Source organism: Pseudonocardia sp. EC080619-01 (genome assembly GCF_001420995.1).
Lineage (GTDB): Bacteria > Actinomycetota > Actinomycetes > Mycobacteriales > Pseudonocardiaceae > Pseudonocardia.
This window is the reverse complement of the sequence record NZ_CP012184.1, coordinates 3,003,235-3,020,795: the sequence shown is the minus strand read 5'-3', so window position 1 is coordinate 3,020,795 and position 17,561 is coordinate 3,003,235. Positions and strand designations below refer to the sequence as shown.

The 17,561-nt window shown below is 72.4% G+C and carries 14 protein-coding genes; 4 read left to right on the top strand and 10 right to left on the bottom strand.

Going from position 1 to position 17,561, the window contains the following annotated elements:
• Positions 1-27: 27 nt before the first annotated feature.
• Positions 28-2,649, bottom strand: a complete 2,622-nt coding sequence (gene clpB / locus AD017_RS14145; protein ID WP_010241393.1) for an ATP-dependent chaperone ClpB — start codon at positions 2,647-2,649, stop codon at positions 28-30.
• Positions 2,650-3,028: 379 nt separating this feature from the next.
• Entirely contained in the window at positions 3,029-3,802 is a 774-nt protein-coding gene (locus tag AD017_RS14140) for a pyridoxamine 5'-phosphate oxidase family protein (RefSeq protein WP_369821674.1), read from the bottom strand.
• A gap of 313 nt (positions 3,803-4,115) precedes the next feature.
• On the opposite strand from AD017_RS14140, the gene AD017_RS14135 reads away from it, so the two are divergent.
• Positions 4,116-5,288 (top strand): globin domain-containing protein, encoded by a 1,173-nt coding sequence (locus AD017_RS14135; RefSeq protein WP_010241398.1) that lies wholly within the window; start codon positions 4,116-4,118, stop codon positions 5,286-5,288.
• Between the two features lie 60 nt (positions 5,289-5,348).
• Here AD017_RS14135 and AD017_RS14130 read toward each other — a convergent pair whose 3' ends face one another.
• The 4 genes from AD017_RS14130 to AD017_RS14115 are packed head-to-tail and all read right to left on the bottom strand — an operon-like array spanning position 5,349 to position 9,570.
• Positions 5,349-6,158, bottom strand: coding sequence for a TauD/TfdA family dioxygenase (locus AD017_RS14130; RefSeq protein ID WP_010241399.1), 810 nt, complete (start codon positions 6,156-6,158; stop codon positions 5,349-5,351).
• Between the two features lie 57 nt (positions 6,159-6,215).
• A complete protein-coding gene (locus tag AD017_RS14125; protein ID WP_010241400.1) occupies positions 6,216-7,076 on the bottom strand; it encodes an ABC transporter permease in 861 nt (286 codons plus the stop codon).
• Positions 7,073-8,014: an ABC transporter permease gene (locus AD017_RS14120; RefSeq protein WP_060574501.1), complete on the bottom strand. Its 942-nt coding sequence runs from the start codon at positions 8,012-8,014 to the stop codon at positions 7,073-7,075. The genes AD017_RS14125 and AD017_RS14120 overlap by 4 nt, the downstream gene beginning before the upstream one ends.
• Positions 8,011-9,570 (bottom strand): ABC transporter substrate-binding protein, encoded by a 1,560-nt coding sequence (locus AD017_RS14115; RefSeq protein WP_060574500.1) that lies wholly within the window; start codon positions 9,568-9,570, stop codon positions 8,011-8,013. Before AD017_RS14115 ends, AD017_RS14120 begins: the two co-directional genes overlap by 4 nt.
• 158 nt (positions 9,571-9,728) lie before the next feature.
• Here AD017_RS14115 and AD017_RS14110 point away from each other — a divergent pair, with 158 nt between their 5' ends.
• Positions 9,729-11,033, top strand: a complete 1,305-nt coding sequence (locus tag AD017_RS14110) for an MFS transporter (protein ID WP_227012748.1) — start codon at positions 9,729-9,731, stop codon at positions 11,031-11,033.
• An 89-nt stretch (positions 11,034-11,122) separates the two neighbouring features.
• On the opposite strand, the gene AD017_RS14105 is transcribed toward AD017_RS14110, so the two are convergent.
• The 4 genes from AD017_RS14105 to dnaK form a co-directional block, all read right to left on the bottom strand.
• Entirely contained in the window at positions 11,123-11,509 is a 387-nt protein-coding gene (locus tag AD017_RS14105; protein ID WP_050802538.1) for a heat shock protein transcriptional repressor HspR, read from the bottom strand.
• 92 nt (positions 11,510-11,601) lie between these two features.
• Positions 11,602-12,828, bottom strand: a complete 1,227-nt coding sequence (dnaJ, locus tag AD017_RS14100) for a molecular chaperone DnaJ (protein ID WP_010241406.1) — start codon at positions 12,826-12,828, stop codon at positions 11,602-11,604.
• A 97-nt stretch (positions 12,829-12,925) separates the two neighbouring features.
• Positions 12,926-13,648 (bottom strand): nucleotide exchange factor GrpE, encoded by a 723-nt coding sequence (gene grpE / locus AD017_RS14095; protein WP_010241408.1) that lies wholly within the window; start codon positions 13,646-13,648, stop codon positions 12,926-12,928.
• A 35-nt stretch (positions 13,649-13,683) separates the two neighbouring features.
• Entirely contained in the window at positions 13,684-15,558 is a 1,875-nt protein-coding gene (gene dnaK / locus AD017_RS14090) for a molecular chaperone DnaK (RefSeq protein WP_010241410.1), read from the bottom strand.
• Positions 15,559-16,506: 948 nt separating this feature from the next.
• Here dnaK and AD017_RS14085 point away from each other — a divergent pair.
• Positions 16,507-17,037 (top strand): DUF3558 domain-containing protein, encoded by a 531-nt coding sequence (locus tag AD017_RS14085; RefSeq protein WP_060574498.1) that lies wholly within the window; start codon positions 16,507-16,509, stop codon positions 17,035-17,037.
• Positions 17,038-17,109: 72 nt separating this feature from the next.
• On the top strand, positions 17,110-17,493 hold the full coding sequence (locus AD017_RS14080) for a PE domain-containing protein (protein ID WP_227012747.1): 384 nt from the start codon (positions 17,110-17,112) through the stop codon (positions 17,491-17,493).
• Positions 17,494-17,561 lie beyond the last annotated feature (68 nt).

Genomic DNA, 17,561 nt, shown 5'->3' with positions numbered 1-17,561 from the left:
GCCCCGGCCCACGGCCGGGTCCGGGGATCAGTTCGCGATCGCGACCGGGCTCGTCGACCTGCCGACGACCAGCGCACCGGTCCCGCCGGACGCCGACGGGTCGAGATCGACCCGCACGGTGTCGCCCTCGCGCACCGATCCGGACAGCAGCTCGCGGGCGAGCTGATCACCGATCGAGCTCTGCACCAGCCGGCGCAGCGGCCGGGCGCCGAAGACCGGGTCGAACCCGTTCATCGCCAGCCACTCGCGGGCCGCGTCGGAGACCTCGAGCGTCAGCCGCCGCTTCGCGAGCCGGTCGCCCAGCACGCCGACCTGGATGTCGACGATGTGGGTCAGCTCGTCGGTGGACAGCGCGTGGAAGACCACGACGTCGTCGAGCCGGTTGAGGAACTCGGGCTTGAAGTGCGTCCGGACGACGGCCATGACGGCGTCCTCGCGCGCCTTCTCGTCGAGCGCCTGGTCGGCGATCGCCTGGCTGCCCAGGTTGGACGTCAGCACCAGGATGGTGTTGCGGAAGTCCACCGTGCGGCCCTGGCCGTCGGTGAGCCTGCCGTCGTCGAGCACCTGCAGCAGCGTGTCGAAGACGTCCGGGTGGGCCTTCTCCACCTCGTCGAGCAGCACGACGGTGTACGGCCGCCGCCGCACCGCCTCGGTGAGCTGGCCGCCCTGGTCGTAGCCGACGTAGCCGGGCGGGGCGCCGACCAGGCGGGCCACCGAGTGCTTCTCGGAGTACTCGCTCATGTCGACGCGGACCATCGCGCGCTCGTCGTCGAACAGGAACTCGGCGAGCGCCTTGGCCAGCTCGGTCTTGCCCACACCGGTCGGGCCGAGGAACAGGAACGAGCCGGTCGGCCGGTTCTCGTCGGCGATGCCCGCGCGGGCGCGGCGCACCGCGTCGGAGACGACGCGGACGGCCTCGGCCTGTCCGATCACCCGGCGGCCGAGCTCGTCCTCCATGCGCAGCAGCTTCGCGGTCTCGCCCTCCAGCATCCGGCCGGCCGGTACGCCGGTCCAGGAGCTGACGACGTCGGCCACGTCGTCCGGGCCGACCTCCTCCTTGAGCATGACGTCCTCGTGGGTCTCCACGACCGCCGTCTTCTCGGCCAGCTCCTTCTCCAGCTGCGGGATGCGCCCGTAGCGCAGTTCCGCGGCCCGGCCCAGGTCGCCGTCGCGCTCGGCGCGGTCGGACTCCCCGCGGAGCTGCTCCAGCTGCTCCTTCAGCTCGCGGGTCGACTCGATGGCGCCACGCTCGTTCTGCCAGCGTGCGGTCAGGGCCGTGAGCTCCTCGCGCTTCTCGGCCAGCTCGGCGCGCAGCGCGACGAGCCGGTCGGCCGAGGCGGCGTCGGACTCCTTCTCCAGCGCCATCTCCTCGATCTCCAGCCGGCGGACCGCCCGCTCCACGGTGTCGATCTCCACCGGCCGCGAGTCGATCTCCATGCGGAGCCGGGACGCGGCCTCGTCGACCAGGTCGATGGCCTTGTCGGGGAGGAACCGCGCGGTGATGTAGCGGTCCGACAGGGTGGAGGCGGCGACCAGGGCGGCGTCGGTGATCCGGACGCCGTGGTGCACCTCGTAGCGCTCCTTGAGCCCGCGCAGGATGCCGATCGTGTCCTCGACGCTCGGCTCGCCGACCAGCACCTGCTGGAACCGGCGCTCCAGCGCCGCGTCCTTCTCGATGTGCTGCCGGTACTCGTCGAGCGTGGTGGCGCCGACCATCCGCAGCTCACCGCGGGCGAGCATCGGCTTGATCATGTTGCCGGCGTCCATCGCGCCCTCGCCGGACGCGCCGGCCCCGACGATCGTGTGCAGCTCGTCGATGAAGGTGATGATCTCGCCGGCCGAGTCGGTGATCTCCTTGAGGACGGCCTTGAGCCGCTCCTCGAACTCGCCGCGGTACTTCGCACCGGCGACCATCGAGCCCAGGTCGAGCGCGACGACCCGCTTGCCCCGCAGGGACTCGGGCACGTCGCCGTCGACGATCCGCTGGGCGAGCCCCTCGACGATGGCGGTCTTGCCGACGCCCGGCTCGCCGATGAGCACCGGGTTGTTCTTGGTGCGGCGCGACAGCACCTGCACCACGCGGCGGATCTCGGTGTCCCGGCCGATGACCGGGTCGAGCCCGCCGTCGCGGGCGCGGGCGGTCAGGTCCTGGCCGTACTTCTCCAGCGCCTGGTAGCTGCTCTCCGGGTCCGGGCTGGACACCCGGGCCGACCCGCGGACCCTGCCGAACGCCTCGCGCAGCGCGTCGGGCGTGGCGCCGTAGCGCTGGAGCAGCTGGGCGACCGGGCCGCCGGACTGCGCGAGCCCGACGAGCAGGTGTTCGGTGGAGACGTACTCGTCGCCCATCTCGGTCGCGAGCTGCTGGGCCGCGGTGATCGCGGCGAGCGCGTCCCGGGACAGCTGCGGCGCGCTCACCGAGGAGCCCGACGCCGACGGCAGCCGGTTCCCGAGCGCGGTCACGTCCTTCCGGACGGCGCCGGCGTCCGCCCCGACCGCCTCCAGCAGCGGCGCGGCGATGCCGTCGCCCTGGGCGAGCAGCGCACCGAGGAGGTGGGTCGGCCCGACATCGGGGTTGCCGGCCAGCGTCGCGGCCTGGACGGCTGCGGAGATGGCCTGCTGAGTACGGGTGGTGGGGTTGAAGGAGTCCATGCTCCGCGTTCCTCCTGGTCCTTCTCTGTCGTCTGGTGGTCCGTGGTGGGGAGCGGCACCGCGGACCGCTGTCCGCACAGTCTGCCCGCCGGCGCACCTCTCGACAGTGACAACGGCAGGAAAGTTGAGTCTGTTCCGCTCAGGTCGATATTTCTCGAACCCTCTGTTCCCCAGGGGCGCGGGGGACCGGCTCGGCCGCCACCCCACGGGGCACCGGCGGATCCGACGCGGACCGCGGCCGTCGACATCGGACGGCGGCATGGGAGTACGGCGTCGGGGTGCGCGCGCGTCCTCGCCGGACGGCGCGCACGGCTCACGGCCCGGACGCCCTCGCCGGGCGCCGCCCGGGGAGTGCCGGGGGGGTGCGGAGTGGCGCCGCTCAGCGGGAGTGCGGACGGCGGCGCAGCGCGCGGGAGGCACCGGCACCCAGGTGCGTGGTGCTGGGGAACCGGCGGCGTGCCGGCCGCGGCACCCGCCGCGGGGTCCCCTTCGCACCGAAGAAGTCGCCGCCCTTGCGGGCCGGGTCGTCGGTCCCCCACGCCCGCCGCTGCGTCACCCGCTCCATCCGCGGGATGTGCTTGCGGCAGTGGATGTAGGCCTCCTCGACCTCCACGACCACCCAGCGCTCGGCGCGGCGGCCGGCCACCTGCTCGCCGCCGTGGCCGGGGAAGGCCGCGCGGAAGGCGGCGTCGTCCATGATCCGGGCGCGGCCGTTGACGTGCAGCCCGATCAGGGACTCGGTGAAGTCCACCATCAGCATCCCGACGTGCGGGTTCTCGACGAGGTTGCCGAGGCTGGCGTAGACGCCGTTCCCGCGGTACTCGGGGTAGGCCAGCGTGAACTCGTCGATCACCTGGACGAAGCCGGGCGGGCCCGCGCGCAGCGAGCTGTCGCACTCCCCGTGGCCGTCGGCGGTGGCGACGAACGCCATCTCCATCCGGCCGATGAACTCCACCATCGTGGGGAGCAGCCGGTCACGGAGCTGGTCGTCGTAGAAGCGGTCGGCACGGGCGGTGCTGCCGACCTCGTCCTGGAACACGTGCTCGCCCGCCGATCCCGGCCGGTGGGACTCCTCGGGGTGCGGGAGGGTCTCCGGAAGGCTCGCGGGACGCTCCCGGCCGGGGAGCACCGGGGCGGGGGTTCGCAGGGGCACGGACACCACCGTGCCATCCGGAGGGCCCAGGACCAAACGGACGCAGGATGCACACACCGCCCCCGCCACGTCGGCATTCTCCGGCGCGGGCGCTATCCTGACCGTGGCGCCACCCACGCCATGACGAGTGCCCACCGTCCCCGAACGGATGATTCGTGACCATGCGTACCCGCTCGCTGCCACCGAGTGAGCCGGCTGCTGCGCGTCGCACCGGCGGGCGGAGGAACTCGCGTACCCTGACCGGCGGTGCCGGGGCGTCGAGGCCCACCGGCACCGCGGCACGGAGCACGACCGAGGAGAGTGTCCGCCAGGCATGACTGCTGACCAGCTGATCGCCGGCGACGTCGCCCCGCCGCGACGCCCCGCCTCGGAGGCGGACCGGACCGTCGAGCTCATCCGGAACAGTTTCGCCCTCGTCGAGCCCCAGGCCGAGGAGCTCGGCAAGCACTTCTACGCGCGCCTGTTCAGCCGCGCCCCGGAGACGCGGGACCTGTTCCCGGTGAACATGGAGGTGCAGCGCAGCCGCCTGCTGCGCGCCCTCGTCCACGTCGTCCAGATGGTCGACCAGCCGGACGACCTCGTCCCCTTCCTGCAGCAGCTCGGCCGCGACCACCGCAAGTTCGGCGTGCTCTCCCAGCACTACGACGCGGTCGGCGACGCGCTGATCTCGGCGATCGCGACGTACTCCGGCGAGAACTGGACGCCCGACGTCGAGAAGGCCTGGACCGGCGCGTACGGGATCGTCGCCGACGCGATGCAGCAGGCCGCCGCCGCCGAGCGCGGGCCGGCGTCCTGGCTCGGCCGGGTCGTCGACCACCGCCGGATCGGCTGGGACCTGGCCGTCGTCACCGTCGCGACCGAGCAGCAGGTGCCCTACCAGGCCGGGCAGTACGTCTCGGTGGAGACGCCGCACCGCCCTCGGCTCTGGCGCTACCTGTCCCCGGCGAACGCGCCGCGGCACGACGGGACGATCGAGTTCCACGTCCGCGCCGTCGAGAACGGCTGGGTGAGCCGGGCGATCGTCGCGCACAGCCAGATCGGCGAGACCTGGCGGATCGGCCCGCCGATGGGCCGGATGGCCGTCCCGCAGAACACGGAGCGTGAGCTGCTGATGGTCGCCGGTGGCACCGGCGTCGCCCCGATGAAGGCCCTGCTCGACGAGGTGCGGCAGCGGCCGCGGCCGCCGCGCACCCAGGTGTTCGTCGGTGGCCGCACCTGGGACGACCTGTACGACTTCACCTCGCTGCGGAAGCTGTCCTACAGCTTCCCGTGGCTGGACGTGATCCCGGTCGTCGAGCACGAGGACGAGCCGTCCGGCGCCGAGACCGGCACCCTGGCCGACGTCGTGACCCGGTTCGGCGCCTGGAGCGACCACGACGTCCTCGTGTGCGGCTCGCCGGCGATGATCCGCTCGACGGTGTCCCGGATGCTGGTGGCGGGCACGCCGCTGGACCGGATCACCTACGACCCGTTCACGATGGACTGAGCGCCACCACGCACGACGCCGACGGCCGCCCTCCCGGTGTGGAGGGCGGCCGTCGGTGTCTCAGAAGGCCTCGGTCGTCCTGACCGACAGGACGTGCAGGGTGCGCGAGCCGCTGAAGGCGTCGCGACCGTGCAGGAACCGGTAGTTGTCGAGGATCAGCAGGTCACCGCTGTCCATCCGGAACCGCGGGGCCGCCTCGGACGCCGTCGCGAGCAGGTCGGCGTACTCCTCGATCCGGGCGAGGTGCTCGTCCCACTCGGGGACACGGGGCACCGGGAGCGCGTAGTCGCTGGCCCGCACCGCGCGGCGGCCACCCCGGGTGTACTCGACCATCCTGCGGAGCAGGGGTGTGGCCGGCACCCCGCGCGGCGGGTCCACCCGCGTCCCGAAGAAGTCGGTGTCGGCACCGGTGACGAACGCGTGCAGCTCCGGGTGGTCGGTGGCCAGCCGGTCGACCAGGGCGTAGCCGTCGACGAGCACCGAGTCCCCGCCGGACGGCGCCGGCGACGTGCAGTGCATCAGCAGGTAGTCCTCGTCGGGGTCGCGCAGGCGCACGGTGCGCCCGTGCACGTCGCCCTGGAGGTACGCGCCGTCGTTGTGCAGGCCCAGTGCGGGGGAGTCGGTCCCGCCCTGCGGGCGGATCCCGAACAGCTCGCGCAACCGGCCCCCGAGCACCCGGGCCGCGGTCACGACGAGGCACTCCGGGTCGAGCCCCGCCCCGGGGATCCGCACGACACCGTCTTCGGCGAGCACCGCGCGGGCGTCGTCGACCGAGGCGGTGCGCGGCACCACCCCGGTCTCGTCCACCAGGCACTTCAGCTCGGGCCGGGCCTCGCCCCGCCGCCGTCCGTCCGCTGCCGTCACCGCCACGTCGTGCCTCCTGCCGTTCGTGCGCTCTCGCACAAGTCTGGCAGGAACGACGCTCTTTCAGAACTGTCCGGAAGGTCCGGTGACGGTCCGTCGCTCGATCTCCCGGCCGATCCCGGTCACGATCAGCGCCGTGCCCACGACGGCCAGCGCGGGGAGGACGACGAGCTGCGGTGCGTTGAACAGGAACTGCCTCCCGTCGGCGAGCATCACCCCCCACTCCGGGGTCGGCGGCTGCGGCCCGAGCCCGAGGAACGACAGTCCGGCCACCGTGAGCAGGATGTTCGCGAACCGCAGGCACAGGTGCGACAGCAGCGGCCGGGTCAGGTTCGGCAGCACGTGCCGGAACGCGATGCGCCCGGGTCCGGCTCCGACGGCGACCGCGCCCTCGACGTACTCGCGGCTCCGCTCGCGTACGACGAGCTGGTAGGTCAACCGCGCGAACGGCGTCCACCCGGCGACGACGACCGCCACCAGCAGCGACCACACTCCCGGCGCGCCGCCCGACGCGGCCACGACGATCAGTCCGATCAGGACCGCCGGGATCGCGACGAGCACGTCGACGATCCGCTGGAACAGCTGGCCCACCACCCCGCCGGCCCAGGCGGCTACCACCCCGAGGAGCGTGCCGGTCACCGCGCAGACCGCGAGCGCCACCACCGTGAACCCGACCGAGATCCGCGCCCCGACCGCCAGCCGGGCGAGCATGTCCCGGCCGAGCTGGTCGGTCCCCAGCGGATGCTCCGGCGTGGGACCGGAGAACCGCTGCGAGAGGTCGTTGGTCGTCGGGTCGAGCGGCAGCAGGGCGAGCACGACGAGCACGCCCAGCAGCACGAGGCCGCCGATCTGTAGCGGGCGGCGCAGGCGCACCGACCGGCCGTCCGCGGCGTACCGGCGTCCGGCCATCACACCGGCGCTCACCGGACCGCGCTCCGGGCGACCGGGTCCAGCGCGAGCGCGAGCAGCTCGGCTGCGATCCCCGCCACCGAGGCCAGGACGATGATCGCCAGCAGCCCGGCCTGGGTGACCGGGAGGTCCTGCCCGAGCACCGCGTCGTAGAGCAGGCGGCCGACCCCGGGTACGGAGAAGAGCACCTCGACCACGACCGAGCCGCCCAGCAGGCCGCCCAGGAACAGCCCGGACATCGAGGCCACCGACGTCAGTGCGAGCCGCCCGCCGTGCCGCCACAGCACGACACGGTCCGGCAGCCCCTTCGCCCGCGCGACCGTCACGTGGGTGCGGCCGAGCACGTCGACGGTCTCGGCGCGCACCAGCTGCGCGGAGAGCGCGGCCGGGAACGCCGCCAGGGTGAGTACCGGCAGCACCGCCTGCGCGGGCGATCCCCAGCCGGTGGCCGGCAACAGGGGGATCACCACGGCGAACACCAGCACGAGCACCGTGCCGAGGACGAACTCGGGCACCGCGACGCCGAGCACCGATCCGGAGGTCAGCATCCGGTCGAAGCGCCCGCCGGGCCGGCGCGCGGCCCGCACGCCGGCCGGGACGCCGACGAGCCCCGCGACGACCAGCGCCGCGACCGTCAGCACCAGCGAGACGCCGAGCGCGGGCCAGAGCAGCCCGGACACCGGGGTCCGGCTGGCGTAGGAGATGCCGAGGTCGCCGCCGAGCAGCGCGCCGAACCAGGCGGTGAACTGGTCCCACCAGCCGCCGTCCAGCGCGTACTCCTCGCGCAGCGCGGCCAGCACCGCCGGATCGGGATCCGCCTCCCCCGTCCGGCTGCGCAGGATGCCCAGCGCGGTGTCCTGACCGGACAGCCGGGGCAGCAGGAACACCAGCACCGCCCCGGCCACGAACACCAGCGGCAGGGCCAGCAGCCGGCGGAGGAGGAGGGTCGTCACTCCGTCTTCGCCAGCCCGGGGACGACGAGGGTCTTCGCGAGCGGGTCGACGGTATAGCCGGCCACCCGGCTCCCGACGCCGTTGGCACTGGTGTGCACCAGCGGGACGCCGACGGCGTCGTCGTTCAGCTTCGCCGCGGCCTGCCGGAACACGTCCTGGCGGGCGGCCGGATCGGTCACGGTCGCCAGTGGCGCGAGCAGGGCGTCGAACTCCGGCGAGCAGTACCGGTTGATGTTGTACGAGCCCTCGCAGCCGTAGTCGCTGGTCAGGGTGGCTCCGGCGTCGGGGACGTCGAGCAGGTAGCTGCGGGAACCGAGATACATGTCGTAGTTCCCGGCGAGCAGGTCGGGCTCGCGGGCGTCGTAGTCACCGACGCGGATGGTCGCCTCGATGCCGGCCTCGCGCAGCATCTGCTGCACGGCCGTCGCCAGGGTGGGCAGCTCGGCCCGGGTGCTGTAGGTGCCGAGCTCGACGCGCAGCGGGTTGCCCGCGTCGTAGCCGGCCTCGGCGAGCAGCGCGCGGGCGCGGGCCGGGTCGGCGGGCGGCGGGGCCTCCTGCGAACCCCAGGCGACGGCCGGGCCGAACAGCTCGGACGCCGGGATCGCCGACCCCGCGAGGGCCTGCTCGCCGAGCGCGGTCCGGTCGATCGCGGCGGTGACGGCCTGCCGCACCCGCACGTCGGCGAACGGCGGACGGGACTGGTTCAGCATCAGCGACGCGGTCCGGGGAGCAGGCACCGTCTCGTTCGTGTACCCGTCGCCGGTGAACTCGAGGGCGCTGGACTCGGGCAGCTCCTGCGCGATGTCGGCGTCGCCGGCCCGCAGGGCGAGCGCCCGCGCGGCGGGGTCGGGTACGAAGTTCGCGGTGACCGTGGCGGCCTGCGGACGCTCACCCCAGTAGGTGTCGTTGCGCTGCAGCGTCACCGACTGGGTGCCGTTCAGCTCGGTGATCGTCATCGGCCCGGTGCCGGTGCCCTGCAGCGACGGCGGCGTCGCCCCGTACGCCGACGGGGCGAGGATCGCGGTGTTCGCGCTGCTCAGCCGCAGCGGGAGGATCGGGTCCGGAGCCGTGGTGGTGACCCGGACGGCGGCGCCGCCGTCGGCCGCGGCCTGCAGGCCGGTGCCCTTGACCGCGCGCGGGGGCGCCTCGACGCCGGCGACATGGTTCAGGGCGGTCGCGACGGCCTCCCCGGTGAGCGGCTCGCCGTTCTGGAAGGTCACGCCCGGCCGCAGCTCGAACCGCCAGGTCCGGGCGTCGGCCTGCTGTTCCCACGCGGTGGCCAGCGCGGGCCGCGGCTGCCCGTCGGGGCCGGAGGCGACCAGCGACTCGGTCACACCCAGTTGGGAGACCACGAACGCGTCGTCGGTGTCCACGGCGTAACCGGCCGCGGGGGCGAACGCCATCGCCAGGGTGAGCGTGCCGTCCGGGACGACCTGCCCCGTCCCGCCGCCGGGACCACCGCAGGCGGTGAGGATCGCGGTGCTCACCGCGAGCGCGGCGGCGACCCGGACGGGCGATCGACGGCGTGGTGGAACGACGGCCGGTTCGGCGGGCATGTCGGGATCGTCCTCTCCGGCGCCTCGACGGGATGTCACCCGGCGCCCGGAAGATCCTCGGAAAGTGTGTGCAGACGGTCAAGCATGTGCATCTGTGCGCATATGTGCCTGTTGCCATCGAGTCGCGATTGCGATCCGCGACCTGATACCACTGGGTGGTGCTCCGCAACACCCGCCGGCGGCCGACCGGGCCCGCACCGGCCGCCCTCCCCGGCCGCGCGCCCCGCTGGGCCGCGTTCCGGGCCCTCCCCCCGGTCGTACAGCTGCTCATCTCGACGCAGCTGGCGTTCAACGTGGGCTTCTACATGGTGCTGCCCTACCTGGCCACGCACCTGGCGGACGATCTCGGGCTGGCCGCAGCGGCCGTCGGGCTCGTGCTGGGGCTGCGGACGTTCAGCCAGCAGGGGCTGTTCGTCGTCGGCGGGGCGCTCACCGACCGCTACGGCGCGAAGCCGGTGGTGCTCGTCGGCTGCGCACTGCGTGTGATCGGCTTCATCCTCCTCGGCGCCGCCGGGACGCTGCCCGCCGTGATCGGCGGTGCCCTCCTCACCGGGTTCGCCGCCGCCCTGTTCTCGCCGGCGGTGGAGTCCTCACTGGCCCGCGCGGGCGGGGAGCTGGAGCGCTCCGGGGAGGGCCCGCCGCGGGCCGAGGTGTTCGCGATGTTCTCCGTCGCCGGTCAGGTCGGGACCGTCACCGGCCCGCTGGTCGGCACGGCGCTGCTGCTGGTCGACTTCCGGACCGCGTGCCTGGTGGCCGCGGCCGGGTTCGTGCTCGTCGGGCTCGCGCACTGGCGGTTGCTGCCGTGGAGCCCCGCCGAGCACGCCGGGCAGCCGATCCTGGCCGGGTGGGGCGAGGTGCTCGGCAACCGCCGGTTCATGGTGTTCGCCACCGGCTACTCCGGCTGGCTGCTCTCCTACAACCAGCTCTACCTGGCGCTGCCCGCAGAGCTGGAACGCGTCGACCGCACCGCCGCACTCGGCTTCCTGTTCGTGATGATGTCGGTGCTGGTGATCAGCCTGCAGCTGCGGGTCACCGGCTGGTCCCGACGACGGCTGGGGCCCGGCCGTTCGGTCGTGATCGGCTTCTGCCTGATCGCCACGTCCTTCGCCGTGGTCGCGGTGGCGCGGCTGCTGCCGGGGCTGCCCGGCTGGTGGGCGGTCACGCCGGCGGTGGCGATGGTGCTCCTGCTGACGGTCGGCGAGATGCTCGCCGTCCCGGTCGCGCAGGACCTGGTGCCCCGACTGGCCGGGGAACGCCGGCTCGGCGCCCACTTCGGGGTGCTCGCCTCGTTCGGAGGCCTGATGGTGCTGATCGGATCGACCGTCGTCGGCGCGCTGCTCGATCCGTCGGTTCCTGCCGCGGTGCCGTTCGTGGTGCTCGCGGCGATCCCGCTGGCGGGGGCGGCGGTCCTGGGCACGCTCGCGCGCCGCGGAGGGCTGGCACCCGCACCCGTGGCGGCCTGAAACCCACCCGACCGGCACGGTCCGCCCTGCCACGCGACCGGCCGCTCGGACCGGTCCGGTGCTCCACGCGACCGCCCGCTCGGACCGGCCTACTGCTCGGGGCGGCCCGGCCGCCACCGGACGACGGCCCGGCGGTCCACCGGGACGAGATCGCGCCGATAGGACCGGTGCACCGCCGCCGTCGCCTGGGCGGCGGCCGCGCGGACGGCGTCGAGCTCGGCGGTGGTCTCCTCGAGCCGCGCGTGCAGCTCGTCGACCAGCTGCTCCAGCTCGATGATCCGCTTGACCCCGGCCAGGTTGACGCCCTCCTCCTGGGAGAGGCGCTGGACCTCGCGGAGCAGGGCGATGTCGCGCTGCGAGTAGCGACGGCCGCCGCCGGAGGCCCGGCCCGGGCTGACGAGCCCGAGCCGGTCGTAGCTGCGCAGGGTCTGGGCGTGCAGGCCGGACAGCTGCGCGGCGACGGAGATGACGAACACCGGGCTGTCGTGCGCGACCGCGTCGGGACCCGTCGCGTCGGACGGGGCGCGGCCGCGGCCGTCGCCGTCCTGGGGCCGTCCGGCCACCGCACTCACCTCCTGGAGCTACCGAGCAGGTCCGCCCGCGGATCGATCGACTTCGTCGCCTCGGCGTACGCCTGCAGCGCGTCCGTCGCCGCCTGGTCCAGCTTCTGCGGCACCGCCACCTCGACGGTCACCAGCAGGTTGCCCTTCTTGCCGTTCTTCCGCTCGACACCGCGACCCGCGACCCGGAAGGTCCGGCCGCTGGAGGTCCCGGCCGGGATCTTCAGCGAGACCGTGCTGTCGAGTGTGGGCACCGTCAGGGTCGCACCCAGGACGAGCTCCTGGAAGGTCACCGGGACGGTGATCGTCAGATCGTCGGCGTTCTTCGGGGACCGCCCGAAGATCCTGTGCGGGGTGACGCTCACCGTCACGTACAGATCGCCTGCCGGCGCCCCGCCGCGGCCGGGCTCGCCCTGGCCCGCGAGCCGGACCTTCTGGCCGTTGTCGACGCCGGCGGGGACCCGCACGGACAGCGAGCGGGTCCGGGTGGACACGCCGTCGCCGCGGCACTCCGGGCACGGGTCGTCGATGATCCGGCCGGTCCCGCGGCAGTCGCGGCACGGCTCGGAGAACGAGAACGCGCCCTGGCTCCGGTTCACCAGGCCGGCGCCACCGCAGGTCACGCAGGTACGCGGGGTGCTGCCCGGACGGGAGCCGGTGCCGCCGCACCGCTCGCACCGGCCGGGCGAGGACAGCTGGATCGGCACGGTCGCGCCCCGGACCGCGTCGTCGAAGGAGATGGTCAGGCTGCTCTCGACGTCCTGGCCGCGGCGGGCACCGGCGGCGCCGAAGCCACCGGCACCGGCCCCACCGCTGTTGCGGGCGGTGCGGCCGAAGATGTCGCCGAGGATGTCGCTGAAGTCGCCGGAGCCGCCGCCGCCCCGTCCGGCCTGACCGAACAGGTCGTTGATGTCGAATCCACCGGGTCCGCCAGCACCGCCTGCGCCGCCGCCGGGGAAGCCGCCCCCGCTGCCGAAACCGCCGAAACCGCCGCCGCCCGCGAACATCGCGCGGGTCTCGTCGTACTCCTTGCGCTTGGCCTCGTCCCCGAGGACACCGTAGGCCTCGGACACCGCCTTGAAGCGGGCCTCGGCCTTCTCGTCGCCCGGGTTGGCGTCCGGGTGCAGCTCACGGGCGAGCTTCCGGTACGCCTTCTTGATCTCGTCCTGGGACGCCGTCGAGGAGACGCCCAGCTCGCGGTAGTAGTCCTTCTCGATCCAGTCGCGCTGGGTCACCCCGCCCCCTTCCCGGTCACGCCCGCGGTGCGGTGGAACACGCCCCTCCCGGGGCCCGTCCACCGCACCGCGTGCCGACGTCCACTGTGGTTTCCGGTCAGGCCGGGTTCTCCGGCTCGCCGGTGCCCGGCCCGGCGTCGCCGCCCGCCGGATCCGTGCCGCCCTCGGCGGCCTCGGCCCGGGCCTCCGGGGAGACCTCGGCCTCCGGCCGGTCCTGCACCGTGACCATCGCCGGCCGGAGCACCCGGTCGGAGATCCGGTAGCCGCGGCGCAGCACCGCCGACAGCACGGTGACCGTGGGGCCGGAGCCCTCGGCCGGTTCGTGCTGCACGGCCTCGTGCCGCTGCGGGTCGAACAGCTCGCCCTCGGCCCCGAAGGGCTCCAGGCCGAGCTTGGTGAGCACGCCGCCGACCTTGTCGGCCGCTGACTTGAAGGCCCCGGTCAGGTCCCCGTGCTGCTCGGCGCGCTCGAAGTCGTCGAGCACGGTGAGCAGGTCGGAGACGAACGAGACCTTCGCCGCGAGCTGGGTCTGCTCGCGGTCCCGGTCCGCCCGGCGCCGGTAGTTGGCGTACTCGGCGGTGACCCGCTGCAGGTCCGCGGTGCGCTCGGCGACCTCGGCCGTGAGCTTCTCGACCTCCGGGTCCACCCCGTCGGCCGGACCAGCGACCGGATCCACGATCTGGTCGGTGCCGTCCCCGGCCGGGGCCGCCTGCTCGGCGGCCCCGGTCTCCTGCGGGCGGGCCTCACCGGTCTCCGGGTCCACCTTGCGGCGGTCCCGGAAGGTCACCGGCTCGTCCTGCTGCTTCTCGTCGCCTGCCATGTCGACCGTCCTGTCCTCTGGATGGCCGCCGGCCGTCACTTGTCGCCCTTGGCGTCCTTGTCGTCGTCCACGATCTCGGCGTCGACGACGTCGTCCTGCTCCTGCTGCCCACCGGCAGCGCCACCGGCGGCGTCGCCGTCGGCCGCACCCGCGGCACCGTCGGCGCCCGGCTGCGAGTACAGGGCGGACCCCATCTTCTGGGACTCGGTCGCCAGCTTCTCCATCGAGGACTTGATCGCCTCGTGGTCGGTGCCCTTCAGCGCCTCCTGGACCTCGCCCAGGGACGCGTTCACCGACTCCTTGACGTCGGACGGCAGCTTCTCGTCGTTCTCCTTGACGAACTTCTCCGTCTGGTAGACGAGGGTCTCCGCCTGGTTGCGGGTCTCGGCCTCCTCGCGGCGCTTCGCGTCCTCCTCGGCGTGCGCCTCGGCCTCCTGCACCATGCGGTCGATGTCGTCCTTGGACAGCGCCGACCCGCCGGTGATCGTCATCTCCTGGCTCTTGCCGGTGCCCATGTCCTTCGCGGACACGTTGACGATGCCGTTGGCGTCGATGTCGAAGGACACCTCGATCTGCGGGACGCCGCGCGGGGCCGGCGCGATGCCGGTCAGCTCGAACATGCCGAGCTTCTTGTTGTACGCGGCGATCTCGCGCTCGCCCTGGAAGACCTGGATCTGCACCGACGGCTGGTTGTCGTCCGCGGTGGAGAAGACCTCCGAACGCTTGGTCGGGATCGTGGTGTTCTTCTCGATCAGCTTGGTCATGACGCCGCCCTTGGTCTCGATGCCGAGGGACAGCGGGGTGACGTCCAGCAGCAGGACGTCCTTGACCTCGCCGCGCAGCACGCCGGCCTGCAGGGCGGCGCCGGCGGCGACGACCTCGTCCGGGTTGACGCCCTTGTTGGGCTCCTTGCCGCCGGTCAGCTCCTTGACGAGCTCGGTGACGGCGGGCATCCGGGTGGAGCCACCGACGAGCACGACGTGGTCGATCTGGCTCACCGAGATGCCGGCGTCCTTGATGACCTGGTTGAACGGCTGGCGGGTGCGGTCCAGGAGGTCCTGGGTGATCCGCTGGAACTCCGCGCGGGACAGCGACTCGTCGAGGAACAGCGGGTTCTTGTCGGAGTCGACCGTGATGTAGGGCAGGTTGATGTTGGTCGAGGACGAGCTCGACAGCTCGATCTTCGCCTTCTCCGCGGCCTCACGGAGCCGCTGCATCGCCATCTTGTCCTTCGTCAGGTCGATGCCCTGGGAGGACTTGAACTTGTCGACGAGCCAGGTGACGATCCGCTCGTCCCAGTCGTCGCCACCGAGGTGGTTGTCGCCGTTGGTCGCCTTGACCTCGACGACGCCCTCGGCGATCTCCAGCAGGGACACGTCGAACGTGCCGCCACCCAGGTCGAAGACCAGGATGGTCTGCTCCTTCTCGCCCTTGTCGAGGCCGTAGGCCAGCGCGGCCGCGGTCGGCTCGTTGACGATGCGGAGCACGTTCAGGCCGGCGATCTGGCCGGCCTCCTTCGTCGCCTGCCGCTGCGCGTCCTCGAAGTAGGCGGGGACGGTGATGACCGCGTCGGTGACCTCGTCGCCCAGGTAGGACTCCGCGTCACGCTTCAGCTTCTGAAGGACGCGGGCGCTGATCTCCTGCGCGGCGTAGGTCTTGTCGTCGATCTCCGGGGTCTTCCAGTCGGTGCCAATGTGGCGCTTGACCGAGCGGAAGGTGCGGTCGGAGTTCGTGACGGCCTGGTTCTTCGCGGACTGACCGGTGAGAACCTCGCCGTTGCGGGCGAACGCGACGATGGACGGAGTGGTGCGTGCACCCTCCGAGTTCGCGATCACCGTCGGCTCGCCACCCTCGAGGACGGCGACGACGGAGTTGGTGGTCCCGAGGTCGATCCCGACCGTACGAGCCATGGTGGCTGCCTCCGTGTTGATGCGTGCGAGTCGATACTTGCGGGGTGTGAGTGCCTCCGGCTCAAGTTCTATCAGACCGGGGAGCGGTCCGGGGTAAGAGCTTGAGTGGGCGCTGCTCAACTTCTTGGTACCCGGTCCAACGGGCGACCATGCAGACTTGTTCCGACTAGACTCAACTTTTTCCGGAGACCCTCGTTCCTCCTGGTGAGCGGACCACTCCCCGGCGCCCGACGCCTGCACCCACGCCGCCGACCACGCCTCGCGACGCCGGAGCAGGCGCGGCGACGCGCCGGACCACGCGCCGCCCGGCGCGGCCGCGCCCCCGCCCGGGGCCCGCCGCGCACCGTCCGTGGCAACCGCACAGCCTGAACCGCGGCCGCACAGGATCCGGGGCAGCCGCACCGGTTCTGCCCGGGCCGAGGGTCCGCAATCTGCGCGGCTGTGAGGTGCGGGGGTTGGGGTGATGGGCGGGTGGGGCTGTGGTTTCCCGTCTCTTCCGGAGGGTCATGTGGCACTTCTTGCGCACCGACCTGTCAACTCGTCGTCGACGGCGGCGAGACCACTGCGCTGAGCATCCAGGTCCAGTTGGTCCACTACGGAGACGACGGCCGTCCTCGCCAGGTCGACCGCGTCTGCCGCCGGGCGAACGACTTCGCCGAGGGCTTCCTGCAGAACATGCCGACCCCATGAGCGATTCGCATCCGTGAACCACGGCATCGGATCCGCCCTTCCCTCGCCGGAACAGGCGCCGGCCGCAGCAACCGCACAACCTGAACCGCGACCGCACGGGATCCGGGACTGCCGCACCGATTCCAGCTTGTGCGAAGTTCCCGCAATCTATGCGACTGCGGGGTGCAGGAAAACGGGTCCGGTGAGTCGACGGGCGAGTTAGCCTGTGGTTTCCCGCCTGCTCCGGAGGATCACGTGACTGTCCCGGTCCGGTCTCGCATGTCCGTCTTTCTCATCGCACTCACCGTCGGCGCGGTCCTCAGCGGATGTGGCGAATCGGAACCCGCCGGCCCGTTCCCCGATCGACCGCAGGACATCGACATCGCACAGCTCGACCCGTGCGCCCTGCTGCCTGCCGGGGAACAGGCTCGACTCGACGTCGAGACGGGAGAGCCGAGCGAGAATCTTCTCGACGAAGGAGCCCGCGCCCGGAACTGCGGGTGGAACAATTTCGACACGGGGATCAGCTACAGCGTGCAGCTGGTCGGGATCGACGCCGGGAAGGCCGTCGGCGACGACCGGCTGATCACAGTCGTAGGCGGATTCGGAGCGGTCCGACACGTCGACAACGTGGACTCCGCCCCGCTCTGCGTACTTGTCATCGACATGAACGACGGCCAGATGGCTCGGGTCCTCGTCCGCTCGACTCACTATCAAGACGGTCGGCCGCGGCCCATCACCGACGTCTGCGACGACGCATCCCGAATGGCCGAAACCGTCATCCTCGAATCCCGGCATCTCGCGAGCTGAGGCTCGTTCGCGGAAGCGAATCGGACCGGTCGATACACGACGGCCGCGAACAGCGAGTCGGAGCATGTCCGGGTGGACAACAATCCTTTGCTTCCGCGCGGAACGGAATCAGACGCGCTCATGGTGCAGATCAGCAGGTCGAACGTCCTGGCGGTGCGGAACGAGTTGCGGTTCCAGGCCGAACAGATGCAGGCAGCGCTGATGCGCGCAGGCCACGATTGCCGGGTTCGGCCGTGCGGTCAGGACGTCGTCTCACTCGACGCAGCCTTGTCCTTCCGCAGGAAGATCCAACAGATCATCGCTGTGCACACGGCTCACCTCCACGAGATCACCGAAGCGGTCGACCGGCTGACCGAGGCGGCCCACCACTACGGATACACCGAGGAAGCGATCACGGCATCCCTGGACGCGGCACGCCCCCTACTGACCGCACGCCTCCAGGAATACCGCTCGTAGGAGGCGACCGCACCCGCTCCGGCCTGACCGTCTCGGAAAAGCGGGACCTGCACGGCTACGGAAGACGG